20 protein-coding genes and 2 tRNA genes are annotated in these 23,335 nt (G+C 64.6%); 7 read left to right on the forward strand and 15 right to left on the reverse strand.

What is annotated here, in order from left to right; all coding sequences use genetic code 11:
• Positions 1-18 precede the first annotated feature (18 nt).
• The 12 genes from DESUT3_RS02315 to glpD form a co-directional block, all read right to left on the reverse strand.
• Complete coding sequence (locus DESUT3_RS02315; protein ID WP_221250862.1) at positions 19-2,406, reverse strand: NADH-quinone oxidoreductase subunit B/C/D; 2,388 nt, start codon at positions 2,404-2,406, stop codon at positions 19-21.
• Positions 2,403-2,864: an NADH-quinone oxidoreductase subunit A gene (locus DESUT3_RS02320; RefSeq protein ID WP_221250863.1), complete on the reverse strand. Its 462-nt coding sequence runs from the start codon at positions 2,862-2,864 to the stop codon at positions 2,403-2,405. Before DESUT3_RS02320 ends, DESUT3_RS02315 begins: the two co-directional genes overlap by 4 nt.
• Positions 2,865-2,989: 125 nt before the next feature.
• On the reverse strand, positions 2,990-3,442 hold the full coding sequence (gene rnhA, locus DESUT3_RS02325; protein WP_221250864.1) for a ribonuclease HI: 453 nt from the start codon (positions 3,440-3,442) through the stop codon (positions 2,990-2,992).
• A 124-nt stretch (positions 3,443-3,566) separates the two neighbouring features.
• Positions 3,567-3,644: transfer RNA gene (locus DESUT3_RS02330), tRNA-Glu, on the reverse strand.
• A 53-nt stretch (positions 3,645-3,697) separates the two neighbouring features.
• Positions 3,698-3,773, reverse strand: a tRNA-Lys gene (locus tag DESUT3_RS02335).
• A 109-nt stretch (positions 3,774-3,882) separates the two neighbouring features.
• Positions 3,883-5,175, reverse strand: a complete 1,293-nt coding sequence (locus DESUT3_RS02340; RefSeq protein ID WP_221250865.1) for an adenylosuccinate synthase — start codon at positions 5,173-5,175, stop codon at positions 3,883-3,885.
• Between the two features lie 24 nt (positions 5,176-5,199).
• Positions 5,200-6,486: an ATP phosphoribosyltransferase regulatory subunit gene (locus tag DESUT3_RS02345; protein ID WP_221250866.1), complete on the reverse strand. Its 1,287-nt coding sequence runs from the start codon at positions 6,484-6,486 to the stop codon at positions 5,200-5,202.
• Positions 6,487-6,566: 80 nt separating this feature from the next.
• A complete protein-coding gene (gene serA / locus DESUT3_RS02350; RefSeq protein ID WP_221250867.1) occupies positions 6,567-8,150 on the reverse strand; it encodes a phosphoglycerate dehydrogenase in 1,584 nt (527 codons plus the stop codon).
• 263 nt (positions 8,151-8,413) lie between these two features.
• On the reverse strand, positions 8,414-8,614 hold the full coding sequence (locus DESUT3_RS02355) for a cold-shock protein (protein WP_221250868.1): 201 nt from the start codon (positions 8,612-8,614) through the stop codon (positions 8,414-8,416).
• A 206-nt stretch (positions 8,615-8,820) separates the two neighbouring features.
• Positions 8,821-8,985 (reverse strand): hypothetical protein, encoded by a 165-nt coding sequence (locus DESUT3_RS02360; protein WP_221250869.1) that lies wholly within the window; start codon positions 8,983-8,985, stop codon positions 8,821-8,823.
• A gap of 238 nt (positions 8,986-9,223) precedes the next feature.
• Positions 9,224-10,720: a leucyl aminopeptidase gene (locus tag DESUT3_RS02365; protein WP_221250870.1), complete on the reverse strand. Its 1,497-nt coding sequence runs from the start codon at positions 10,718-10,720 to the stop codon at positions 9,224-9,226.
• Positions 10,717-12,360 (reverse strand): glycerol-3-phosphate dehydrogenase, encoded by a 1,644-nt coding sequence (glpD, locus tag DESUT3_RS02370; RefSeq protein WP_221250871.1) that lies wholly within the window; start codon positions 12,358-12,360, stop codon positions 10,717-10,719. The genes DESUT3_RS02365 and glpD overlap by 4 nt, the downstream gene beginning before the upstream one ends.
• A 160-nt stretch (positions 12,361-12,520) precedes the next feature.
• On the opposite strand from glpD, the gene DESUT3_RS02375 reads away from it, so the two are divergent.
• Positions 12,521-13,375 (forward strand): carboxypeptidase-like regulatory domain-containing protein, encoded by an 855-nt coding sequence (locus DESUT3_RS02375; protein WP_221250872.1) that lies wholly within the window; start codon positions 12,521-12,523, stop codon positions 13,373-13,375.
• 76 nt (positions 13,376-13,451) lie between these two features.
• On the opposite strand, the gene DESUT3_RS02380 is transcribed toward DESUT3_RS02375, so the two are convergent.
• Together DESUT3_RS02380 and DESUT3_RS02385 are read right to left on the reverse strand one after the other, a co-directional pair.
• Positions 13,452-13,895, reverse strand: coding sequence for a hypothetical protein (locus DESUT3_RS02380; protein WP_221250873.1), 444 nt, complete (start codon positions 13,893-13,895; stop codon positions 13,452-13,454).
• 128 nt (positions 13,896-14,023) lie between these two features.
• Complete coding sequence (locus DESUT3_RS02385) at positions 14,024-14,944, reverse strand: SDR family oxidoreductase (RefSeq protein WP_221250874.1); 921 nt, start codon at positions 14,942-14,944, stop codon at positions 14,024-14,026.
• Positions 14,945-15,028: 84 nt separating this feature from the next.
• On the opposite strand from DESUT3_RS02385, the gene DESUT3_RS02390 reads away from it, so the two are divergent.
• On the forward strand, positions 15,029-15,373 hold the full coding sequence (locus DESUT3_RS02390) for a transcriptional regulator (protein WP_221250875.1): 345 nt from the start codon (positions 15,029-15,031) through the stop codon (positions 15,371-15,373).
• A 231-nt stretch (positions 15,374-15,604) separates the two neighbouring features.
• Positions 15,605-15,781: a hypothetical protein gene (locus DESUT3_RS02395; RefSeq protein ID WP_221250876.1), complete on the forward strand. Its 177-nt coding sequence runs from the start codon at positions 15,605-15,607 to the stop codon at positions 15,779-15,781.
• Positions 15,782-15,911: 130 nt separating this feature from the next.
• Here DESUT3_RS02395 and DESUT3_RS02400 read toward each other — a convergent pair whose 3' ends face one another.
• Positions 15,912-17,219: a hypothetical protein gene (locus DESUT3_RS02400; RefSeq protein WP_221250877.1), complete on the reverse strand. Its 1,308-nt coding sequence runs from the start codon at positions 17,217-17,219 to the stop codon at positions 15,912-15,914.
• A gap of 195 nt (positions 17,220-17,414) precedes the next feature.
• Between DESUT3_RS02400 and DESUT3_RS02405 the strand changes: the two genes are divergently transcribed.
• The 4 genes from DESUT3_RS02405 (at position 17,415) to DESUT3_RS02420 (ending at position 23,325) form a co-directional block, all read left to right on the forward strand.
• Complete coding sequence (locus DESUT3_RS02405) at positions 17,415-18,242, forward strand: phosphate ABC transporter substrate-binding protein (RefSeq protein ID WP_221250878.1); 828 nt, start codon at positions 17,415-17,417, stop codon at positions 18,240-18,242.
• 22 nt (positions 18,243-18,264) lie between these two features.
• Positions 18,265-20,640: a methyl-accepting chemotaxis protein gene (locus tag DESUT3_RS02410; RefSeq protein WP_221250879.1), complete on the forward strand. Its 2,376-nt coding sequence runs from the start codon at positions 18,265-18,267 to the stop codon at positions 20,638-20,640.
• Positions 20,637-21,431, forward strand: a complete 795-nt coding sequence (locus tag DESUT3_RS02415) for a GPMC system MBL fold metallohydrolase (protein ID WP_225911602.1) — start codon at positions 20,637-20,639, stop codon at positions 21,429-21,431. Before DESUT3_RS02410 ends, DESUT3_RS02415 begins: the two co-directional genes overlap by 4 nt.
• Positions 21,432-21,498: 67 nt before the next feature.
• On the forward strand, positions 21,499-23,325 hold the full coding sequence (locus DESUT3_RS02420; RefSeq protein WP_221250880.1) for a TIGR04442 family protein: 1,827 nt from the start codon (positions 21,499-21,501) through the stop codon (positions 23,323-23,325).
• The last annotated feature ends 10 nt before the right edge of the window (positions 23,326-23,335 follow it).

Genomic DNA, 23,335 nt, shown 5'->3' on the forward strand with positions numbered 1-23,335 from the left:
GTGTAAATGAGCTTCCACTTACCTGTCCAAATCCGCCAGCACGAAATCGATCGACCCCAAAATGGTGATCAGGTCCGCCACCAGCCAGCCTTTGCTCATCGTCGGCAACGCCTGCATGTGGGGGAAGGACGGGGTGCGGATGCGCATCCGGTAGGGGACGTTGTTGCCGTCGCTGACCATGTAGTAGCCGCACTCGCCCTTGCTCGATTCGATGGCCCGGTAACACTCCCCCTTGGGCGGGGTCATTCCCCGGGTGACGTTGAGGAAGTGATGGATCAGGCTCTCGATGTCGTTGAGGCCGTCTTTGCGCTTGGGGTAGACGTAGCGGTAGTCCTCGCCGATCCAGCGGCCGCCGGGCATCTGGGCGGCGGCCTGCTGGACGATGCGCAGGCTCTGGCGCATCTCCTCGAGGCGCACCAGGTAGCGGGCGAAGCAGTCGCCGCCGCTGGCGGTGGCGACCTCGAAATCGAACTTCTCGTACCCTGAGTAGGGCATGGCCCGGCGCAGGTCCCAAGCCATGCCGCAGGCGCGCAGGTTGGGCCCGGAGAGGCCCCAGTCGATGGCCTCGTCGAGGCTGATCGGGCCGATCCCCTCGGTGCGCGCCCGGAAGATCGGGCCGTCGGTCAAAAGGGTGTCGAACTCCTCGATGCGGCCGGCGAAGTCCCTGGTGAAGGTATCGACCACCGCTTTCCAGCCCTCGGGCAGGTCCTCGGGGACCCCGCCGATGCGAAACCACGAAGGGTGCATGCGCCCGCCGGTGATCATCTCGACGATGTCGAAGATCTTCTCCCGCGACTCGAAGGCGTAGAAGACCGGGGTCATCGCCCCCACGTCGTGGGCGAAGGTGCCGAGCCAGACCAGGTGGTTGGCGATGCGGAACAGCTCGCAGAGCATCACCCGGATGTACTGGGCCCGCTCGGGGACCTCGACGCCGAGCAGGGTCTCGAGCGGATGCAGGTAGGCGAGGTTGTTCTGCACCCCCGATAGGTAGTCGATGCGGTCGGTGTAGGGGATGAACTGGTTCCAGTGCTGGCGCTCCCCCACCTTCTCGGCGGCGCGGTGGTGGTAGCCGATGTCGGCGTCGATGTCCTCGACCTCTTCCCCCTCGAGCTTGAGCACCAGGCGCAGCACCCCGTGGGTGCCGGGGTGGTGGGGCCCCAGGTTGAGGATCATGGTCTTGTCGTCGCCGGCGACGGCCTTCCCCTTAAAGAAGTCGGCGCCGTCCCTGGGGATCATGGTCGCCGCGGTTTCGGCGGTGTAGGGGGGCATCTCGGTGCCGCGGAAGGGGTGGGTCTTGCGCAGCGGGTGCCCCTGCCAGGACTCGGGCATGAGGATGCGGCGCAGGCCGGGGTGGCCGGCAAAGCCGATGCCGAACATGTCGAAGGCCTCGCGCTCGTACCAGTCGGCGTTGGGCCAGAGACCGGTGATCGACGGGGCCTGAGGCGCTTCGCCCCGCAGGGGGACCTTGACCCGCAGGTAGCCCGGATCATCGAAGTTAAGCAGGTGGTAGACCAGGGTGAAATCGTGCTCGGGGCGCTGGCCGCGGGCGCTCTCGTCCACCGCGGTGAGGTCCTCCAGGCGGCGGAAGCGGCTGGGCGCTTCGTGCTTGAGAAAGCGCAGCAGCTCGGGGGCGGTCTCGGGGTCTGTCACCAAAGTCGGCATGTCGGCGCCCGCAGGATCCTCGCTGACCCCTTCACCGAAGCGCTCGGAGAGGGCCCGGCGCAGATCGCCGGTGGAAGCGGGGAACTCGATGCGCGGCTGCGGCGGACGCCACATCTGCTCGGAGCGGCTCTGCCAGAACTTCGGGTGTTGCATGCTGGTGCCACGGATCGGGCTCGAGCCGTAGCCGGGGCCGCGGGTGTCGCGGCTCTTGCTGAGGCCGTCGACCAGCACCGGCACCGTGGTCCCCTCCGAGCCCCCCTTGAGGCCGAGCACCTTGCGGGCCGGGCGCTCTTCCTTGGCGATCTTCTCCTGGAGCAGCAGCAGCCCCTGCATGAAGGCCTCGGGGCGCGGCGGGCAGCCGGGGATGTAGACGTCCACCGGGACGATCTGGTTGACCCCCTGGATGACGCTGTAGACGTCGTACATGCCGCCGGAGTTGGAGCAGCTGCCCATGGAGATGACCCACTTGGGGTTGGCCATCTGCTCGTAGAGACGCAGGATCGAGGGGCCCATCTTCTTGAAGGGGGTGCCGGAGATGACCATCAGGTCGGCTTCGCGGGGCGTTCCGCGCAGCACCTCGGCGCCGAAGCGGGCCAGGTCGAAGCGCGGGGTCATGCTGGTCATCATCTCGACGAAGCAGCAGGAGAGGCCGAAGAACATCGGCCACATGCTGTTCTTGCGCCCCCAGTTGATGGCGTCGTCGAGGGTGGTGAGGATGATGTTGTCGGGGATTTCCTCGCTCATCCGCTGCGCTCCTTGCCCCGCCGCTGGTAGTGGGCTCGCGGGCCCCATTCCAGGCCGCCCATCTTCCAGAGGTAGACCAGGCCGAGAAACAGGATGACGATGAAGAAGCTGATCTGGGCAAAGCCGGCCCAGCTCAGCAGGTCCCAGGCAACGGCCCAGGAGACGATGAAGATCGCCTCGACGTCGAAGACGATGAAGAAGATCGCCACCAAGTAGAAGGGGACCGGTTCGCGCAGCCGGGCGGCCCCCGTCGGCAGCACCCCAGATTCGTAGGGCTCGCCCTTGGCCGGGCTGCGGGTCTTGTGCCCCAGCCACCAGCAGAGCCCCATCAGGGTCCCGATCAGAAAAACCGCGATGGCAACATAGAGCCCCAGGGCCAGAAGGGCTTCGAATGGGGCTTGGGATTCCCCTCCCAGGGGTGCCGCGGGCAGGCTTTGCAGTGGTTCAGGTAATGCCATGGATTCTCTGTCGTTCGGCTTTTCCCGATGAGCGGATATTCCGAAGGGCGGGCCTGGGGACGACTTTCATACAACCCGAAAAAGATACCACATATCACCAACCTGTCCAGTGCTATGTTCCTTTCTCAGCCGGCCCTGCCGACCCGGATGGCCTCCCTGGCAAGCTCGTCGCAGCGTTCGTTCTCGGGGTGTCCGGCGTGGCCGCGCACCCAGTGCCACTCCACCTGGTGCTTTGCGGTCAGCTCCAGCAGCCGTTCCCACAGGTCGCGGTTGGCGACGTCTTTTTTTTGACTGTTTTTCCAGCCGCGCTTGACCCACCCCTGGATCCATTCGGTCATCCCTTTTTTCACGTATTCCGAATCGGTGGTCATCTGGACCCGGCAGGGGCGCTTGAGGGCTTCCAGCCCGGCGATGGCGCCCATCAGCTCCATGCGGTTGTTGGTGGTCTGCGGATCGAACCCCGAGAGTTCCTTGACCTTGTCCCCCCAGCGCAGGATGGTGCCGTAGCCGCCCGGGCCTGGATTGCCGGAGCAAGCCCCGTCGGAGAAGATCTCGACGGTATTGGATGTCTGGGTCATTGGGTGTCCTTGCGAAGCTGAACTATAAGAGCTGAATATTACAGGAAGCCTGGAGGATGTTAAAGAAAAAGACCGCGGAAACGAAAACAGCCCCGCTACCGAAATAGCGGGGCTGTTTCCTGTTTGGCGTCCCCAGGGGGATTCGAACCCCCGTCGCCGGCGTGAAAGGCCGGTGTCCTGGGCCAGGCTAGACGATAGGGACTTAACCTTCAAGCCCCCGCGGGAAATGACCCCGCAGGATACTGCTTTAAAAAATGGTGAGCCGGGGGGGGATCGAACCCACGACCATCTGATTAAAAGTCAGATGCTCTACCAACTGAGCTACCGGCTCACGAGGATTGACTTTATACCGGAACCCGTCGGCCCCGTCAACCCTTTTTTTTATTTTTTTTCGGCCCCGACCCTAGAAGCCCGGTTTTTCCTGGAGTGTTGGAAAAAACTCAGGAAAACGGGTTCTTGACCTGGATGGTCTGGTCGCGGCGCGGCCCGACGGAAACCAGGACCACCGGACAGCCGGTGACCTCTTCGAGCTTCTTCAGGTACGCGGCTGCCTGGGGCGGCAGCATCTCCACCGAGGTGGCGCCGGAGATGTCGGATTTCCACCCCTCCACCTCCTCGTAGACCGGCTTGCAGTCCTTGAGCGTTTCCAGGTCGCGGGGGAAGTTTTCCAGCAGCTCGCCGCGAAGGGAGTAGCCGGTGCACACCTTGATGGTCTCCAGGTCGTTGAGCACGTCCATCTTGGTGATGGCCAACCCGGTCATGCCGTTGGTGCGCACCGCTTCGCGCAGGGCCACGGCGTCGAACCAGCCGGTGCGGCGCGGGCGGCCGGTGGTGGAGCCGAATTCCTGGCCGGCCTGGCGCAGGCGGTCGCCCATCTCGTCGTTGAGCTCGGTGGGGAAGGGTCCTTCGCCCACCCGGGTGACGTAGGCCTTGGAGATGCCGATCACCTCGTCGATGAAGCGGGGCCCGATGCCGGTGCCGGTGCAGGCGCCGCCGGCGATGGTCGAGGAGGAGGTGACGTAGGGGTAGGTGCCGTGGTCGACGTCCAGCAGGCTCCCCTGGGCCCCCTCGAAGAGGACGTTGTGCCCCTCGTTGATGCTGGTGTTAATGATTTCCGAGGCGCAGCCCAGGTATTTTTCCAGTTGCAGGGCATAGGCGCCGTACTCGTCGAGGATCGCCTGTTCGGAGAGCGGGGCTTCGCCAAGGAACTTTTCCAGGAGGAAGTTTTTCTCCGGCAGCACCTCGCGCAGCTTGCGGGCGAAGGCCTGGGGGCGGACCAGGTCGCTCAGGCGGATGCCGCGGCGGCCGATCTTGTCCTCGTAGGTCGGGCCGATGCCCCGGCCGGTGGTGCCGATCTTGCGATCCCCCGAGCTTTTCTCCCGGGCGATGTCGATGGCCTTGTGATAGGGCATGATGATGTGCACGTTGCCGTCGACCACCAGCTGGCTGTCGTCCTTGAGGTAGCCCTTTTTCTTGAGCTTGTCGATCTCCTCCAGGAACACCTTGGGATCCAGGACCACGCCGTTGCCGATGATGCAGCGTTTACCTTCGTGAAGGATGCCCGACGGGATCAGGTGGAGGATGGTTTTTTCATTGCCCACCACCAGGGTGTGCCCGGCATTGTTGCCCCCCTGGTAGCGAACCACGTCGTTGGCGTACTCGGTGTAGATGTCAACGACCTTGCCTTTGCCTTCGTCGCCCCACTGGGCGCCTACGATAACCACATTGGCCATATGCTTTTATTCTCCTGATCCGAATTACAGGGCGAAATTCCCGGCGAGCAGCGCCGAGTAGGAAACCCCGGTTTCATTGCCGTCGGCCAGATGGATGAGGCGAACCTTTTCCTGGTCTTCCTCGATGACCATGACGTAACGGAAATTCATTTTGTGTGCGTAGTCCAGGGTTGCCCCCAGGTCGCGGCGGATGATGTCGCGGGCCGCGGAAAAACCCTGCTGGCGCAGGGCCCGGGCCGCCCGCTGGGCCCGCTGCTTGTCGGCGCCGGGCTGAAAAATCAGCACGTCGGTGTTTACCACGCCGGCCGTATCCAGTTCCCGGTCGAGGGCGAACAGCAGGTTGAGCAGGTTGAAGGTGAAGCCGGTGGCGGGCGCGGGGAAGCCGTAGCGGGCGGTCAGGTTGTCGTAGCGCCCCCCCGAGCAGACCGCCCGGCCCATGCCGGTGAGAAATCCCTGAAAGGTCAGGCCGGTGTGATAATCGAGTCCGCGCAACTCCCCCAGGTCGAAGGTGACGTGCTCCTCCACCCCGTAGACCTTGAGTACCTCGAGGACCTGGGAGAGGTTTTCCAGCGCGCGCTGCGAACGTTCGTTGCTGACCACTTTCGCGGCGCGCTCGAGAACCTCCTGGCCGCCGAACAGGCGGGGCAGGGCCAGCAGCTCCTCCCGTGCCTGATCGCTCAGCGGCGCCTGCTCCACCAGGGCCCGGAGCCCGGAGCTGTCCTTGCGGGCGATGGCTCCCTGCACCTCCCGGGAGAGGGCGGGGGGCAGCGGGCAGCCCTCCATGACCCCGCGGAAAAATTCGACCTGGCCGATGTCGATGGTGAACTCTGCGGCGCCAAGGGCCTTCAGGGTCTCCACCGCCATGGCGATCATCTCCGCATCGGCCTCGGGGCTGTCCAGGCCGATCATCTCCACGCCGGCCTGGAAAATCTCCCGGTCCTTGCCGGCCTGCTGCTCGGTGTGGCGCAGCACCCGCCCCGAATAATAGAGGCGCAGGGGGAGGGGGAACTCGCGCATGCGGGTCGCCACGATGCGCGCCACCTGGGGCGTGATGTCGGGGGGAAAGGCCACCAGTCGGCCGCTCTGCCGGTCGTCGAAGCGAAAGGTCTTCTCCCGCAGTCCCTCGCCGAGGCCCCGCTCCAGAACGTGGAGAAATTCCAGGCCGGGCGGGGTAATGGGGCGGAAGCCCCACTGGGAGAAGACGCTGCGCAGGGTCCGGTTCAAAAATTCAATTTTGGCCGCCTTGATGGGGAGAAAGTCTTTGACCCCTTTGGGCAGGGTCAACTCCGGAACGGCATCGATTGGGTTCATTGTAATATCCGATCAGCTCCCGGGGGGCACGGCCAAGGCCGGGCCGGGGAGGCGGGTCCGAGTTCAGTGGCGGTTGCGCGTCAAAGTCTGACTTGAACGGCCGACAGGATATGCTCATTGTCTCTGAGCCGCGCCAGCAGCGGTTCGGGGACCGGGCTGTCGATGTTGATCAGCGAGACCGCATGGCCTCGCATCTTGCGCCGAGACAGGTTCATCATGGCGATATTGACCTCCGCCTCGGCCAAGACCTGACCGATGAAGCCAATCACTCCGGGGCGGTCGTCGTTGTGCAGCACCAGGATGTTCCCTTGGGGGACTGCCTCGACATGGTAATCATCCACCCGGACGATCCGGTAGTCGTTTTCGCCGAACAGGGCGCCGCAGACCGAGCGCTCTCCGTCACTGCCGCTGACCGTCAGGCGGATCATGTTCGAGTATCCCTCGGTCGCGCTGCTGCGTGCCTCCACCACCCGGATGCCGCGCTCCCGGGCAAAATGGGGAGCGTTGACGTAATTGACCAGCGGGCCGATCATGGGGGTCAGCAGCCCCTTGAGCAGGGCCATGGAGATCGGGCCGGTGGGGTGTTCGGTGACGGTCCCGGCGTATTCCACGGTGATGGTCTGCAAGCCCTTGGTGTGCAGCTGCGCCTGGAACGCGCCGAGCCGTTCGGCGAGTTCCAGGTAGGGGCGCAAAATGGCCAGCAGCTCGGCGCTGATGGAGGGGACGTTGAGGGCGTTGACGATCTCCCCCTTCTGGAGAAAGGCCACCACCTGTCGCGCCGCCTGCATGGTGACGTTGATCTGCGCGTCCACGGTTGCGGCCCGCAGGTGCGGGGTGCAGATGACCTGGTCGAGGGCCAGCAGCGGGTTGTCCGGCCCCGGGGGCTCCTTGGCGAAGACATCGATGGCCGCTCCGGCCACCCGCCCCTGGCGGATGGCCTCGGCCAACGCCGCCTCATCCAGCAGCCCGCCCAGGGCGCAGTTGATGATCCGGCAGCCCGGCTTGACCTTGGCCAGCGCATCCTCGTCGATGATGTTGGCGGTCTCCGGACTCATCGGGACATGCAGGGTCAGAAAGTCGGAGCGGGCCAGCAGCTCATCGAAGCTGACCGGCTCGGCACCCATCTGGCGCAGGACATCTTCGGCAAGGTAGGGGTCGTAGGCGATAACCTGCAGCCGCAGGCCGAGGGCCCTTTCCACCACCAGACGGCCGATTTTTCCCGCGCCGATCACCCCGAGGGTCTTGCCGGCGATGTCCACCCCCAGAAACCGGTCCTTTTCCCAGCGTCCGGCCTTGGTGGAGCGGTGGGCGTCGGGGATCTGCCGGGCCAGGGCCATCAGCATGGCGATGGTGTGCTCGGCGGTGGTCGTGGTGCTGCCGAAGGGGGTGTTCATGATGACCACGCCCTTGCGGTTGGCCACATCCATATCCATGTTCTCCACGCCAATGCCGGCGCGGGCCACGACCTTGAGCCTGGTGGCCGCCTGCAGAACCGCCTCGGTGACCTGGGTGCCGCCCCGCACGATCAGGGCGTCGGCATCGGTGACCGCGGTCAGCAATTCGGCGTAGGTCAGCCCCGGCTGGTAATCCAGAGTAATCCCCTTGGTCTCCTGGAGAATTTTCAGGCCTTCGGGGGAAAACTTGTCAGAAACCAGCACCTTCATGGCGGAAACCTGGTTGGGGGCAGCGGGCAAGGGCGAGAAAAGACTGTACCAAAATCAGTAAATTAGCAATATGGGGCCCGGATGTCAAGGGCAAAGCCCTGTGCATTGGGGCGGGAAAAGGAATGTTAAATCAGGCGGATAGCGAAAGAGAGGGAAAGCTGCTCGGTGGCCGCGGCCGAACCGCTGGAGGCGGCCGGGTCAGGGGACGAAAAAAGCCCTGCCGCGAGGCAGGGCCGGAGTTTTACGGAGAAAATCCTGCGGACTCAGGCCCGGACCACATCCTGGGCCTGGGGGCCTTTGGGGCCCTGGATAATGTTGAAGCTGACCGAATCACCCTGGCCAAGGGTTTTGAATCCCTCCATTTTGATCGCCGTGTAATGGACGAATACGTCAGGCCCGCCCGGCTGCTCGATGAAACCAAATCCCTTTGCCTCATTGAACCATTTCACAGTTCCTGTCGTCATTTGCGCCTTCTCCTGTCTTGAAACCCTGCACCATCTCCGGGGGCTGTCCCTGGAGAACTCCAACCAGGGCAAACTTTAACCCATGAGAGGGAAAAATCAACCGAATTGTTAAAAAAACTCCATGATGAGAAAAAAAGAGAGCGAAACCTCGCCGGCAGGTTTCGCTCTCCTGTCGTAAGCAGCGCCTGGATGGGAAATGCCGACCTCTACCGGTCCCGGTCAGTGCTCTCGCGTTCCCCCTGGGTCACCCTGGCCAGGCAGGGAGGGCAGATGGTCGTGGTGTCGATTTCGCAGAGATTCTTGCGTATCTGGTGTCCCTGGGCCTCGACCACCCCCTGATATTTTCCGCACCACCCACAATACTTCAACACAAGCAGACCCCTGTGAGATAGGGTTAATTATTCATCACGGTAGCACAGCAACCTGGCCTGTCAAGCGATCCGCCCAGGTGTTCTGAGGCTATGGGCCTGATTTCATGAGTCCTTACCGGCCAGCCGCGCAGGTCATCGCCTTGGCTGATGGTTCGAAACATCATCGACGAACCTGTGCGGGCGTCCCGGATTACCTGACGCCTTTTCCCGCTTTTTCTGCCCGTTCCCCTGATCCGGGTCAGCGCTTGCGCAGGTATTCCACGAGCAGGCGCACCCCGACCCCGGTGGCCCCCTTGGGGATATAGGGGCGACCCTTTTCTTCCCAGGCGGTGCCGGCGATGTCCAGGTGCGCCCAGGTGTATTCCTCGGCGAATTTCTGCAGAAAGGCGGCGGCGGTGATGGTGCCCGCCGGGCGGCCACCGGTGTTTTTCACGTCGGCGATGTCGCTTTTGATCTGCTGGGCGTATTCCTCCCAGAGAGGCAACTGCCAGAGGCGCTCCCCGCAATGTTCCCCGGACTTGAGCAGTTGCCTGATCAGACCCTCATGGTTGCCCATGACCCCTGTGGCATGGTGCCCCAGGGCGATGATGCAGGCCCCGGTGAGTGTGGCCAGGTCGATGACCACCCGGGGGTTGAAGCGTTTGACGTAGGTCAGGGCGTCGGCCAGAATCAGCCGCCCTTCGGCGTCGGTGTTGAGCACCTCGATGGTTTTCCCGGAAAGCGAAGTCAGGATGTCGCCGGGGCGGATGGCGCTGCCCGAGGGGAGATTCTCCACCGCGGGGACCACGCCCACCAGGTGCACCGGCAGCTTGAGCAGGGCGGCGCTCAGCATGGTGCCGAGGACGGCGGCGCCGCCGGCCATGTCCATCTTCATCTCGTCCATCTTTTCCGCCGGCTTCAGCGAGATGCCGCCCGAGTCGAAGACCACCCCCTTGCCGACCAGGGCGATGGGGTGGGAGTCGCCGTTGTCCCCCCGATATTCGAGCACGATCAGGCGCGGCTCGCGGATGCTCCCCTGGGCCACCCCGAGCAGCGCCCCGAACCCCTGCTGCTCCAGGCTGGCGCGCTCGAGAATCGTACAGCTCATGCCGGTCTCCTCGGCGATCGCCCGGGCCCGCCGGGCGAGAAAATCCGGTGATTTGGTGTTGCCGGGCTCGTTGACCAGGTCCCGGGCCAGGATCACCCCGCGGCTGATGTGCAGCGCTTCGGCAACCCCCTGCCCGGCCTGCTCGGCCTGGCTCTTTTTGCCGACCAGCAGGCGGATCTCCTCCAGCGGTGAGGGGAGGTCGTCGCGGTTTTCCGTGCGGTAGTGATCGAAGCGGTAACTGGCCAGCGCCAGCGACTCGGTGACGGCCTGGGCGAGGGTGGCGGGAGTGCTGCCGCGAAACGGCAGGGAGTCGAGGTCGATGGTGCAGGCGGCGATTCTCTTGCCCTGCAGATAGGCCACAACGCTGCCGACGGCCTGGCGGATGCGTTCGGGCCCCGCCCCTTTTTCCTTGCCCAGGCCGACCAGCAGCACCCGGTCTGCGGGGAGGTTTTTTCCCGGGTGCAGCAGCAGGTGCTCGCGGTGCTTGGCGGAAAACTCCTTGTCGCGCTGGGAGCGCTGCAGGGCGCCTTCGAGGAGGGTGTCGAGTTCCTTGAACAGGGGGCTGCGGAGCTTGCCCTCGTAGGCCCCGAGCACCAGGCAGGGGGTTTTCTGCTGCAGGATTTTGCCGTGTTTGACCGTGATATTCATGAAAGGTCCTTTCCTGGAATGGCGTTGGCGTTTTGGCGTTGATAGGCTTCGGTCATGCGGTCGCCGCGTCCGGCGTCCCAGCCGAGCCGCCGGCCCATCAGGGCCGAGACCGCAGCCAGTTCCGCAAGGCCGCGGCCCCGGGTGAGGGTCAGGCCGGTGCGGCGGCGCAGGATATCCTCGGGAGTGCGGGCCCATTCGCAGTCGACGGCGAAGGCCACCTCGGCGGCCAGCAAGGTCGAATCGCGGCACACCGGCTGCAGCAGCTCAGGCTCCCGCCGGGCCAGCTCCAGTAATTCGCCGGTGCGGGATCCGTAGCGATCGAGCAGCCTCCCTGCCTGGTCCGGAGCCAGGGCGAAATCGCCAGCCAGGGCGGCCAGGCGGCGCTGGCGGAAAGCGTGGAAATCTCCCGTGACCCCGCCGGCCAGGGGGATGCGCTGGGTCAGGGAGGGGCCCTGGCCGCGCCCCAGGCGCTCGGCGACCAGGCTGGCCACCTCGGCGGCCACCGCCCGGTATGTGGTGTATTTGCCCCCGCCGACGGAGATCAACCCCGAACCCGAGATGTAGATCCGGTGCTCCCGGGAAACCCGGCCCGTCTGCACCGCGGCATCCTCCCGGACCAGCGGCCGCAGGCCGCTGAAGGCGGCGACCACCTGGGAGCGGGCAATGGGGCCGCAGCGAAGCTGCCGGGAGCACTCGCGCAGCAGGTAGTCGATATCCTCCGTGGTAGGTTCCACCGTGTCGGGATGGCCGGTGAAGTCCACGTCGGTAGTCCCCACCATGGAGAGTTCGCCCCAGGGAATGACGAAGAACAGCCGCTGGTCTCCGCCGGCGCTCAGGTAGAGGGCTTCCCTGCCCCGGTGCAGGGCGGGGACCAGGATGTGGGTGCCGCGGGTCGGGCGAAGTTTGGTTTCCTGCTCCCCGTCCAGGGCGCAGACCCCGTCCAGCCAGGGCCCGCAGGCATTGATCACCGTGGCAGCCTCCACCTCGAGTTCCCTGCCCGATTCCAGGTCGCGCAGGCGCGCCCCGCAGACCTGGTGGCCGCGCTTGAGCAGCCCGGTGACCTCGAGGTAGTTGCAGGCCTCGGCCCCGGCCGCCACCGCGGACAGCACGTTCTCCAGGCAAAGCCGGGCGTCGTCCATGCGGCAGTCCCAGTAGACGGCGACCCCCGCCAGGCTCTCGGCGCGCAGGGCCGGCTCGCGTTCCAGGGCGGCGGCGGGCGAGAGGATGCTGTGATGGTGGGTGTTGCGAAACAGGGCCAGCAGGTCGTAAAGCAGCATTCCGGCCCGAATGGTCGGCAGGCTGCGGGCATCGCCGCGATAGACCGGGATGAAAAACGGCATGGGTCGTACCAGGTGCGGGGCGATCTTCTGCAGGATCCGCCGCTCCCGGCAGGCTTCGAAGACCAGGCGGAAATTGAGTCGCTCCAGGTAGCGGAGGCCGCCATGGACCAGTTTGGTCGAGGCGCTGGAGGCTCCGCAGCCGAAATCGCCCTTGTCGACCAGGGCCACGCTCAGCCCGCGCAGGGCGAGGTCCCGGCAGATTCCGGCGCCGTTGATGCCCCCGCCGACCACAAGCACGTCGTAGCGCCGGCGGGTAAGCCGCTGCGGGTCTCTGCAGGCAGGGGATGGAGGTGTCGCCACAGCGCTCTTCATAGTATTTAAGTGTATCTATATACTGATGGTTTTTCAATTGCGGCTTTGACTTTCCAGGGGCCTTGGGTAGACTGATGAAGGCCCGGGAGCAGGTACCTGGGGAAAGATGGGATGAACCCGTTTAGATGAGAACCTACAGGAGGTGTCCATGAACCGCGCTAGCTGGTGGAAGGGTCTGCTGCTGTTGCTGATCGTCTTCAATCTTCCGGCCTGCCTGCCCCTTGCGGAGCGGGCTTCCGAAACTGCCACTTCAGGTGACCTGCGGGTTTCCCGTTATGTCGACGGCCAGGGCAAGACCGGGATCACCGGCCAGGTGGTCCACAAGGACTCCGGGGCGCCGCTCGCCGAGGCCTATGTCAACATCTACCCCGACGCCGTCTCCAACCTGCTCGGCCCCTCCCAGTACATTTCCAGCCCCACCGATGCCGAGGGGCGCTACAACCTCGAAGTTCCCCCAGGCACCTATTACGTGGTCGCTCGCAAGCGGATGAGCGGCCAGGCCGCCGGGCCGCTGGCTCAGGGGGACTACTATTCCGAGCACCAGCGGGTGATAACCACGGTGGAGGAAGGGACGCTGGCGTTGGTGGACCTGCAGGTGGTGCCGATGAAGGCGCCCATGTTCTTCCAGAAATCGGTGGTCGACAAGCGCACTGAAACCGGAATCCGCGGGCGCCTGGTGGATGCCGCGGGCAAGCCGGTCCCGGGAAGTTTCGCCGTGGCCTACACCGACAGCGACGTGCGCCGGCTGCCCGATTTCGCCTCCACGCTCTCCGACCAGCAGGGCAACTTCACCATCTTCCTGCCCAAGGGTGGTGTGTATTACCTGGCCGGGCGGCTGCATGCCTGGGACATGCCCAGACCCGGCGAACTCTACGGCCGGCTCGGCGGCGAGGAGCCGGCGCCGGTGGAGGTCGTCCCGGGAGGCTTCGTGGAAAACATCCTGATCGAGATGACCCCCTTCAGCGGCGAGTACAAGCCGGGCAAGAGCCGACGACCCTACTGAAGGGCGGACCCGGAAGGGCATCGAGGGCCGGCGCGTGGGACGACGCGCCGGCCCTTTTTCTGTGGTGGGGGAAAGCTCAGCGAAAGCCGAATCTCTTGGAGAGAATGCCGAGGTACTTGTTCAGCGGATGGTCGCGGTCAAGGGCTTTCAGCGGCGGCGATTTGCGTACCCCCAGCGCCTTGAGTTCCTCGATGATCTCCTGGTTGCGCTCCAGTTTGATGCCGCGCCGAAAGGCGTTTATCGCTCGGGCCTTCTGGCCCGCAATCAGATAGATGCGGCCCAGGTTCAGGGTGTGGATGGAGTTGCCGGGCTCCTCCTGCAGGGCCGTCATGCACATGTGGACCGCCTTCTGCAGTTGGCGGCGCTCCCTGGCCAGGCAGTAGGCCAGGTAGGAGCGGACCACCGGGGTGTCGCGCTGGTGGGCCGCGTTTTCAAAGTGGACCAGCGCCATCAGGGTGTTGCCCTGGCGGATGGCGGCGATTCCCTGCTGAACCAGTCGGTTGAAATCGGTGCTCGGCATCGGATTTTCTTCCTGTCGTGGCAAGCCCGCCATGGGCGGGGGATGAGCTCAGGTGTAAACTAGTTTACATGGTTGTGGCGAGCTGGCAATCTCCCGGCGTCTTCGGGATCGGGCGGACCGGCGGCCGCTCAGCGGTAATGGCGGGCAAGCTCGGACTGGTAGCAGATGCCCAGGGTGTCGGCATTCTGCTCCAGCCATACCGTGAATAGTGTGTGCCCGGCTGCCGGGGCGTCGGTGGCCAGCAGGCCCGAAACCAGGACGTCGATTTCCCTGCGGGTCACCGGCACATCCTCCACCAGGCCCCCGACCAGCCCACCGAGCCGCAGGATGCGCGTGGGGGGCATGTGCACCAGGCGTGAGCGGCTGCCGATGCGGCGGGCGACCAGCCGCACCATCTGCTCGAAGCTGAAGGTTTCGGGCCCACCAGCCACCAGCTCAACGCTCTGGCGCCTGTGTCCGGCGCGCACCGCAAGCTCGGCGATATCGTCGACGTAAACCGGCTGCAGGGGGTAGCTGCCGTCGCCGGGCAGGGCGAAGAACGGAAGTTTGCGCAGCATCCAGGCGAGGTTGTTGAAAAAAGGGGCCTCCCTGCCGAACAGGATGGTCGGCCGGAGAATGGCGCAGGGAATTCCCGATTCGAGGACGGCCTGCTCGGCCTGGGCCTTGGCCTGGAAATAGGGGTGTGGGGAATCGGGGCTGGCATTGGCCGCGCTGAGGTGGACGATGTGTCGTACCGATACCTCGCGGGCCGCACGGACCAGGCTGCGGGTGTTGGCCACCGCCTGGGCGAAGGTCATTTCGCCGTATTCCAGGCGGATCCAATAGGTGTTGTAAAGAACTTCCGCGCCCTCGAGGCTGGCGGCCAGCGCTGCGGGGTCGTCGAAGTTGAAGGGGGCCGCAGGGATGTCGTTCGAAAAGGGGGACTCCGTCACGGGATGGCCTGTCAGGGTTTTGACTTTGAACCCGTCGGCCAGCAGGCGGCGGGCGATATATCTTCCGGTGAAACTGTAGGCTCCCGTTACCACGTTCAGACCCGTATCCGCCGCCATGCATCCTCCCCGAATCCCCTCGGCAGTTTTCAGCCCTGTCGATGCTTCAGTATAGCATTGCCTTGCACCCCGGAGTTTGAGCCCATGGTGAAACACCCGGTTGAGAGGATCCCCCGCCCCGAGACCCGAACCCTGAGGCGTCGCCTGCTCGAGTTGCTGACCGAAGAAGCCCTGAACGCCCATGAACTATCTCAGACCCTGGGCATTCCGGAAAAAGAGGTCGGCCCTCACTTGGAGCACCTGCGCCGCTCCCTCCAGCAGCGGGGGCAGCGCCTGGAGGTTGTACCGGCCCAGTGTCGCGGTTGTGGGTTCCGCTTCGCCAAGCGGGAGCGTCTGACGCGTCCCGGCAAATGCCCGATGTGCCGGGGCGAGTCGATCGAGGCCCCTCGGTTCGCCGTGGCGGGGGCGGGTTCGGGTTCGGGCCCATGAAGTGGTGGGCGAGCTTGTTTTTCTGTGGTTTTTTTACCCAGGGGTAGCCGGCTATTTTGCGTCATTTTGGGACCCCGAGCCGGTGGCATGAGGGGGGCAGAGGGCCGGCGCTGCGGCAGGCCCGCCACGGCAGGGAGGGGCGGAGGTTGGCATGTTTGATGCTTGTGGTAATTAATACCATTTTGCATAAACCGCTCCGGCGGTAGCTTCCGGAAGAAAGGAGTTCCTTTCATGCGCAAGACCGTCCTCGCCGCCCTGGTCGGCGTCCAACTGCTCTGCAGTACCACGCCGCTGCTGGCCGCCCCCCGGCTGACCCAGGGACCGGCTGACTACGTGCTGATGCCGTTTCTGGGCTATGTGAGCCTGGTGGCGGCCGCGCAGCTCATTGCCCGCTGCCGGCGCCGCTGAAACCCCGACACCGCTTCAGCCTTGACATTAGCCTTTTGCAGTAAAGGGGATGACAGATTTTGTTGTCCCTTTTTGTTTTTTTGGCCCAGGGTATGCAAAACAGGGAGGGGCCGGCCCGGTTCGCCTGCCTTTACAAAGAACTGCTGTCCAGGGAGGACGTGATTTCCATCTCCCGCAGTTTCAGGGCGATCCGCCGGCGGACGCTGGTGGGGATTTCCACGTGCAGGCAGATGACATCGGGCCGAAGCTTGCGGGCTTCGATGCGCTGGATGGCATTGCCACCGGCGCCCGGGAGCCAGCGGACGTTCTCCTCGGGCAGATAGGTGCGCTCTTCGCCCTCGAGCAGGCTTTTGGCCTCGGCTCGTGGATCGAAGGCGCGCCCCATGAGCTGCAGCCCGCCCAGCATTAAAAATTGCAGGCCGTGGTGCGGCGCCGTGCAGAGCTGGACGAAGATCTCCTCCGAGAGCTCCCGCAGCAGCGCCAGCCCCTGGCGAAGCCGGGGCGCGGGGGCCAGGTGGAGGAGCTCGCCGTGTTCCTCGAACTGCCCCAGTTTCTCAGGCTGCGGATAGGGGGGGAAGCCACCGAGTCCCACCACCAGGCGGCGGTCGTTCTCCCGGGTCCCGACGCAGCCGTGAATGTCGATGATCAGCGGCGGGGGGGCGAGTTCGAGCAATTCGACGTAGCGGCGCAGTCCCTCCTCGAGCTTGTAGCAGTAGGGGTGTCCACCGGCATCGACATAGGGGTAGATGACATCTATGTTGCTGGGGTTCAGGGGAACTCCCCAGTTGCGGAGTTTCTCCAGGTTGGTGTCGGTGAGCGGCTCTCGTCCCGAAAAGCCGAGGTTCACCACGGCGGCGCTCCCTTTGCCGCAGCGTAGAAAGAACAGGGCGACATCCAGGGTGTGCGGGTCGTAAGGGCCGTGGGTCGCGGTGAGCAGGGGCAGGTCCGACTCCCGGAGATGGTCTTGCCGCAACAGCAGCACCCCGCCGGCGCCATCGGCGACAAAGCGAGCCTCGAACCCCGGCAGGCGCGAGCCGGCCTGGGTCCAGCCGGTGTCCCCTGTGGGCAGGGTGCCGAAGAAACTGCTCAACACTTTCTGTCGCCATTTTGCCGAAAAACGCAGGCTGCGGTCGGCCAACCGATAATAGACGGCATAGGTGAGCGGATCGAGGTAGACCCGGATACCCAGGCGCAGGAGCAATTCGCGGTTGTAATTGTTCTGGGTGGTTTTCAGCAGCCGCTCGGTGATCTCCTCCATGCCGGCGAACTGGGCGTCCTCTGGAGGCGAATCAAGCAGTTCAATCCTCTTCAGGTGGCGATAGTCCTCCTTACCGATCTCCACCTCGAGGCGATTGAGGTGGCGCCGGAAGGGGGCCGCGTAGTCCACGGTGAAGGTGCTGATGAACAGCTTGGGGATGTTGGGGGACTGCTGGGTCACGGAAAACGCTCCTTGGTGGGCACGATGATTAAATAATACCCCCCGACACCCGAGGAGACAACGATTGTCCCGGCGGGAGCTCGTTGGGGAGAAGCGCCAGATCCGGCAGGCTGTTGCAAGCAGCCGGAGGAAAGTGGTACTTTCCCTGGCGAGGGCCGTCGGCCGCTGAGCCGCCAGGAGAGAAGGGGGAAGGGATTGCTGGTCAGATGGATTGCGGGATTGTGCCTGGGACTGGCCTTGGCCGGCGCCACGGTGCATGCCGCTGGGCCGACCCGGCTGCGCTATGCCGGTGCCACCACCCTCAAGCGCGACTTCATGCCCAAGGCCGCCTGGGCCTTCGAGGCCCGAACCGGGGTCGGCTTCACCATTGTGGGGGGCAACACCGACCCCGGCCTGCTGGCCTTGCGGGCCGGCGAGGCGGACGTGGCGGGAGCCGGGCGGTTTCTTACCCCGGCCGAGAGAGCCGCGGGGCTGGTGGAGACGCTGGTCGGCTGGGATCCGTTGGCCGTGGTGGTGCACGAAACCAATCCGCTGGAGGCACTGAGCCTCCAGCAGCTGGTGGGAATTTTCAGCGGGCGAATTGCCCGCTGGAGCGAGGTCGGCGGGCCCGATCTGCCAATTTTGCTGGTGGTCAACCCCGAGGGCTCGGGGATGCGTGCCGCGGTGGAGGAGGAGGTTCTGCGGGGGGAGAGCCTCGGACCGTTTCAACTGACCACGGGCCTGGTCGAGGATGGCGACCTGCAGGTTTCCCAATTCCCCCTGGCGATCACCATCCTCAGCAGCAGCATGGTCGATGGGCCCCGGGTCAAGATCCTGAAGATCGACGGGCAGTCCCTCGGCTCGGCAACGGTGACCCAAGGCAAGTACCCGCTGGTCAAGCCGCTGCAGTTGGTGACCCTGGGCCCGCCCCGGGGGACGTTGCTGGATTTCATCGAATTTGTTCAGAGCCCCGAGGGGCAGGCCATAATGGAGCGGCGGTTTTACGGCATCGGGACTCCGTCCGCCGCTGCTGATCATCCCTGAGTCGAATAAAAAGGATTCGCCGATGTTTTCATCACTGAAGCTGCGCTCGAAGATACTCGTGGCCCTGATCGGCCTTTCGGTTCTGCCGCTCGCCGCCGCGCTGATTCTGCTCTCCGCATTTACCGACGAGCAGATGGAGCAGGGCATGCAGTTGCGGGCCGACGAGACGGTGCGCTTCGTCAAGGAGCGCATCGACGCCGCCCAGCGGGAGGTCTCCAACTACATCCGCCTCTCCAGCCTGGACAGCGATTTGAGCAACTCCATCTACTTCTCGGAAAATCCCGAGGAGATGCTCAATCTCAAGACCGCCGTGGAGGATGCCCAGGAGATCTTCCACATCGACCTGATCCAGGTTCTCAACCCCGAGGGGCACGTGCTGCGCAGGACCCTGCGCGAGGGCCACCGGGACCTCCAGCCCACCACCGGCAAGGAGCACCCGGTGATCCAGGCGGCCTTGGCCGGCACCGACGCCAGCGGTCTGGGCAGCTTCGACGGGCGGGCGGCCATCGTCGCGGTTTCACCGATCAGCTACCACCAGAAGGTCATCGGTTACCTGCTCGGGGCGATTTTCCTCGACGATATCGCCGAGCACCTGCGGCAGCTGGGGGGCACGGCCGTGGCCTTCTACAATCCCGAAGGAGAAATCACCACCAGCGATGCCGAACTGACGGAGCTTTCCCTCGCCCAGATCCAGGGGCGGGAGAGCTGGACCCAGCAGCTCGGCAAGACCCCCTACAGCCTTTACAATATCCCCTTCGGCGGCCGGGACGAGGGGCTCATCATTGCCTACGATCGCTCCGAACTGGTCGAGGCCCGGCGTAACCTGCGGGCGGTGCTGCTGACCATCCTCCTCGGTGTCGGGACCCTGGCGGTGCTGATCGGGGTGGCCATCTCCCGCGGGGTGGTCCGGCCGCTGACCGAGGTGGTGAAGAACCTCAAGGAGATCGCCGAGGGCGAGGCCGACCTCACCCGGGCGCTCAAGGTCCGCTCGCGGGACGAAGTCGGCGAACTGGCCGAGAGCTTCAACCGGTTTCTCGGGCGGTTGGCCGAGACCGTGCGGCGCATCAAGGTGGTGCGCTCGGATCTGGCCCAGGCCGCCGAAAAGATCCGTCTCTCCTCCAGCGAGGTCAACATGGGGGCCCTGCGCCAGTCCCAGGCGCTCGAGGAGAGCCACCAGGCGATCCAGGGGATCGACCAGACCCTGGCCGGCGTCGCCGAAAGCACCAGCCAGCTGCTGGATGCCGCCGAGGGGAGCTCGTCGGCCACCCTGGAGCTGGGCTCCACCATCGAAGAGATCGCCGACCAGATGGAGAAGCTCTTCGCCACGGTCGAGGAGGTTTCCAGTTCCATCACCCAGATGTCGGTGGCTTCCCAGCAGGTGACCGACAATATCGAGGCGCTCTCCTCCTCCACGGAAATCACCGCCTCCTCCATCACCGAGATGGACGCCGCCATCAAGGAGATCGAGGAGAACGCCGGGCGCACCAGCGCCCTTTCCGAGGCTGCGGCCCGCGATGCCCAGTCGGGCAAGGAGGCGGTGGATGAAACCATCCAGGGGATCTGTGCGGTGCGCGAGATCGTCGACGGCGCGACCACCGTCATTCAGGACCTAGGGGCCCAGTCGAGCGCCATCGGCAAGATCCTCACCGTCATCGACGAGGTGGCCGACCAGACCAGCCTGCTGGCGCTCAATGCCGCCATCATCGCCGCCCAGGCCGGCGAGCACGGGCGCGGCTTCGCGGTGGTGGCCGACGAGATCCGCGAGCTGGCCGATCGCACCGCGGTCAGCACCCGAGAAATCGCGGCGATCATCACCCGGCTGCAGGATGGCACCCGGGGGGCGGTCAAGGCCATGGGCAGCGCCAGCGAACGCGTGCACAAGGAGGTTGACCGCTCGCGGATCGCCGGCAGCGCCCTGGACCAGATCCGCAACAGCACTCTGACCGCCACCGAGCAGGTGCGCAGCATCGTGCGGGCCACCCAGGAGCAGGCTCGCGGCAGTCAGCAGATCACCCAGTCGATCAACCAGGTGGCGGCCATGCTCAACCAGATCGCCACGGCCGTCAACCAGCAGAGCGAGGGGACCCAGCAGCTGGCCAAGGCTGCGGAGTTTATGAAGGATATCGCTTCACGGGTGAACCTGAGCACCGGCGAGCAGACCAACGGCAGCCGGCAGATCAACCTCAGTATGGAGAACATCCGCGACATGATCGAACGCATCGATGCCGCCAGCCGCGAGCAGGCCCTGCGGAGCCGGCAGGTGGTGGAGGCAGTCTCCAGCGTGCGCAGCATCGCCGAGAACAACGTGGCGCGCACCGCCGAACTCGACCAGGTGGTGGAACTGCTCGCCGAGCAGACCGGCACCCTGGAAAACGAGGTCGGCGCCTTCAAGGCATGAACCGGCGCAACCTGAAGGTCACCATCCTGGGCTCGGGGACCAGCACCGGGGTGCCGGTCATCGGCTGCCGCTGCCCGGTCTGCCGTTCGCAAGACCCGCGCAACCAGCGTACCCGCTGCAGCGTCCTGATCTCGGTCGGTGAACGCAACGTCCTCATCGACACCGCCACCGATCTGCGCCAGCAGGCTCTGCGCGAGGAGGTGGACCACGTGGACGCGGTGCTCTTCACCCACAGCCACGCCGATCACGTGCATGGCATCGACGACCTGCGCTCCTTCAACCGCTCCTCGGGTGAGCTGATGCCGATTTTCGGCTCGGCCGAGACCATCGGGACCATTCGCCGAAACTTCAGCTACATCTTCGATGACGATCCCGATGCCGGATATCGTCCCAGGCTGGCGCCCCAGGTGGTGGACGGGCCTTTCGAGCTGTTCGGGCTGCGGATCGAACCGCTTCCCCTGGTGCACGGCCCCGGCCGCTCCCTCGGCTACCGGGTCGGCCCCTTTGCCTATCTCACCGACTGCAGCGCCATCCCCGCCGAGAGCCAGGCGCGCCTTGGCGGAATCGACACCCTGGTGGTCGACGGCCTGCGCTTCAAGCCCCACCAAAGTCACTTCAGCATCGCCCAGGCCATCGAAGCGGCCGCGAATATCGGCGCCCGCCGCACTCTGCTGACCCACCTGAGCCACGATGTGGACTATGCACGCCACTCCCCGCTGCTGCCCGAGGGGGTCGAACTGGCCCACGACGGGCAGCGGCTGAGTTTCGATTTCGCCGCCGGAGATGAATGACGCTTGATACCGTAGACGCTGACGGGTTATGGTAGCCACTCAATCCTCCTCCCCGGAGCCGATCCCGATGCACCAGGAAATCCGCCTCCACGGCCATCTCAACGACACTGTCGAATATTTCGTCTCAGCGGCGGCCAGAGACGCCTATCGCAGCTATTTCTACGAGGTGGCAGGCGATTCCCTGCGCATATTTTCCCCCGGCAACGAGTTCGTTCTCGGGCCCAAGGGGATCGGCCACCGCGGCAACGGCGGCAGCTTCTGCGAATACATGTTCGGGGTGGACCAGCCTCTGGCCGACCTTGCCAAGGCCGAGGTACGCAACCGGCTGGTGTTATACGGCGGGGTCTACCAGGAGAACTTCAGCCTGTATTTCAGCGATCACACCGATGGCAGCCTGGCCTACGATCAGGTTTTTTTCGACGGCAACGCCATCTGCAACTATTTCTTCTTCCTCTCCGGGTCGGTGGCCGGAGCGCTGCACGAGCAACAGGAGGAGCTGCTGCGGCTGCTGGGGCGGCTGCTCAAGCGCAGCGCCGCCGTCGGCGCCCTGGATGACAGCGCGCTGATCGACGAGCTGTTCGCCCTGCTCGGGCACCGCAGCGCGCTCTACCTGGTGCGGCTGGTGCACAAAAAGCACCGTGTCTACCATGATGCCTTCCAACAGCTCTACTTTGCCGAAAAGTCCGTTTCCGACGAGAATTTCGCCTGTCTGCAGCAGCTCGCCGAGGATCTGGGCATCGACAAGTACCAGCAGGAGCGGATTCGCATCGACGTCATGTACAAGCACCCGGACAACCGGCGCATCGTCGATGAGTACAAGAGCATCCTGATCGACTGCTATCGCAAGGGGCGCATCAGCCAGCTGGAGAATGCCCGCCTGACCCGCCTGAAGACCCTCTCGGTGCGCAACAAGATCCCCGCCGCCCTGTTCTACACCCTCGACAAGATGCTCAAGCACGACAAGCTCATCGACCTCGAGGAGCAGGACTACATCTCGGAGACCCGGCAGGTGCTGGAGGGGATTTTCCTGCAGGAGCGGCAGATCGACGCCAGCATCGACCGGGAGGACATGATCCGGCTGCTGGCTGCCAAGCAGCGGGCCAGCGAAAACCGCGACCACACCTTCGAGCAGATCCTGCTGGAAACGGGCAAGGCCTGCGACGAAAAGATCTACGCCGGCGGCGACATGGCCCTGCTGGAGAATTTCTCCTATATCCTCACCTACTTCGACCGCTTCGACAACACCTCGTCGGTGATCAACCAGCTGGCCTTCATGGAGCATGTTCATTTCTCCGAAAAGATGCTGCGCAGCCTGTTGGGCAACAAGCGCGCCTTCGACGAGCTCGATCAGGGGCTGTTCAACCGGATGTTTTTTACCGGGATTCTGGAAAACAAATACCTTGGCGCCTTCGGCCGCAAGAAAATTCTCTGCCTGCAGCAGGGCCTCGGCGAGATCGAGGAGAGCCTGTTGACCCTGCAGGGCCTGCTGGCGCGACTGGAGGCCCTGGGCGAACAGGACCGGCTCTACGGAGTGCTGCGCGACCATGTCAAAGAGCGCATCCGGCATTTCTACAGCCGTTACAACACCCGGGCCGAGCAGGAGGCGCTGCTGGCCGAGGTCGCCGAGGAGTTGCACAACAAGGGCCTGCTCAAGGGAGAAATCCCTGCCGCGCTGTTCCGGGACGTGGTGGTCAACATCAAGAAGGAAGCCATCTACATCCACAACCTGCTGCCCCGGGTCATCGCCGAAAAGGATGTGGCGCTGCGCGAGGATTTTCTCGACAACAGCGGCCTCGACCGTTTCTACGTCGAGGAAATCGAGCGCGAGTACTTCGAACTGAACGGCCTCAACCTCGAAGACCTCTACCTGATCCGCAAGGGGCTCAACGGCTGACGCCGAGCCC

Source organism: Desulfuromonas versatilis (assembly GCF_019704135.1).
Classification (GTDB): domain Bacteria; phylum Desulfobacterota; class Desulfuromonadia; order Desulfuromonadales; family NIT-T3; genus Desulfuromonas_A; species Desulfuromonas_A versatilis.

Excerpts from the sequence above, each read along its gene's own strand:
- DESUT3_RS02340 (WP_221250865.1), bottom strand. The coding sequence starts at position 5,175 with ATGGCCAATGTGGTTATCGTAGGCGCCCAGTGGGGCGACGAAGGCAAA.
- DESUT3_RS02375 (WP_221250872.1), top strand. The coding sequence starts at position 12,521 with ATGAACCGCGCTAGCTGGTGGAAGGGTCTGCTGCTGTTGCTGATCGTC.
- DESUT3_RS02410 (WP_221250879.1), top strand. The coding sequence starts at position 18,265 with ATGTTTTCATCACTGAAGCTGCGCTCGAAGATACTCGTGGCCCTGATC.
- DESUT3_RS02390 (WP_221250875.1), top strand. The coding sequence starts at position 15,029 with ATGGTGAAACACCCGGTTGAGAGGATCCCCCGCCCCGAGACCCGAACC.
- DESUT3_RS02365 (WP_221250870.1), bottom strand. The coding sequence starts at position 10,720 with ATGAATATCACGGTCAAACACGGCAAAATCCTGCAGCAGAAAACCCCC.
- DESUT3_RS02345 (WP_221250866.1), bottom strand. The coding sequence starts at position 6,486 with ATGAACCCAATCGATGCCGTTCCGGAGTTGACCCTGCCCAAAGGGGTC.
- serA (WP_221250867.1), bottom strand. The coding sequence starts at position 8,150 with ATGAAGGTGCTGGTTTCTGACAAGTTTTCCCCCGAAGGCCTGAAAATT.
- DESUT3_RS02420 (WP_221250880.1), top strand. The coding sequence starts at position 21,499 with ATGCACCAGGAAATCCGCCTCCACGGCCATCTCAACGACACTGTCGAA.
- rnhA (WP_221250864.1), bottom strand. The coding sequence starts at position 3,442 with ATGACCCAGACATCCAATACCGTCGAGATCTTCTCCGACGGGGCTTGC.
- DESUT3_RS02355 (WP_221250868.1), bottom strand. The coding sequence starts at position 8,614 with ATGACGACAGGAACTGTGAAATGGTTCAATGAGGCAAAGGGATTTGGT.
- DESUT3_RS02315 (WP_221250862.1), bottom strand. The coding sequence starts at position 2,406 with ATGAGCGAGGAAATCCCCGACAACATCATCCTCACCACCCTCGACGAC.
- DESUT3_RS02395 (WP_221250876.1), top strand. The coding sequence starts at position 15,605 with ATGCGCAAGACCGTCCTCGCCGCCCTGGTCGGCGTCCAACTGCTCTGC.
- DESUT3_RS02380 (WP_221250873.1), bottom strand. The coding sequence starts at position 13,895 with ATGCCGAGCACCGATTTCAACCGACTGGTTCAGCAGGGAATCGCCGCC.
- DESUT3_RS02320 (WP_221250863.1), bottom strand. The coding sequence starts at position 2,864 with ATGGCATTACCTGAACCACTGCAAAGCCTGCCCGCGGCACCCCTGGGA.
- DESUT3_RS02385 (WP_221250874.1), bottom strand. The coding sequence starts at position 14,944 with ATGGCGGCGGATACGGGTCTGAACGTGGTAACGGGAGCCTACAGTTTC.
- DESUT3_RS02415 (WP_225911602.1), top strand. The coding sequence starts at position 20,637 with ATGAACCGGCGCAACCTGAAGGTCACCATCCTGGGCTCGGGGACCAGC.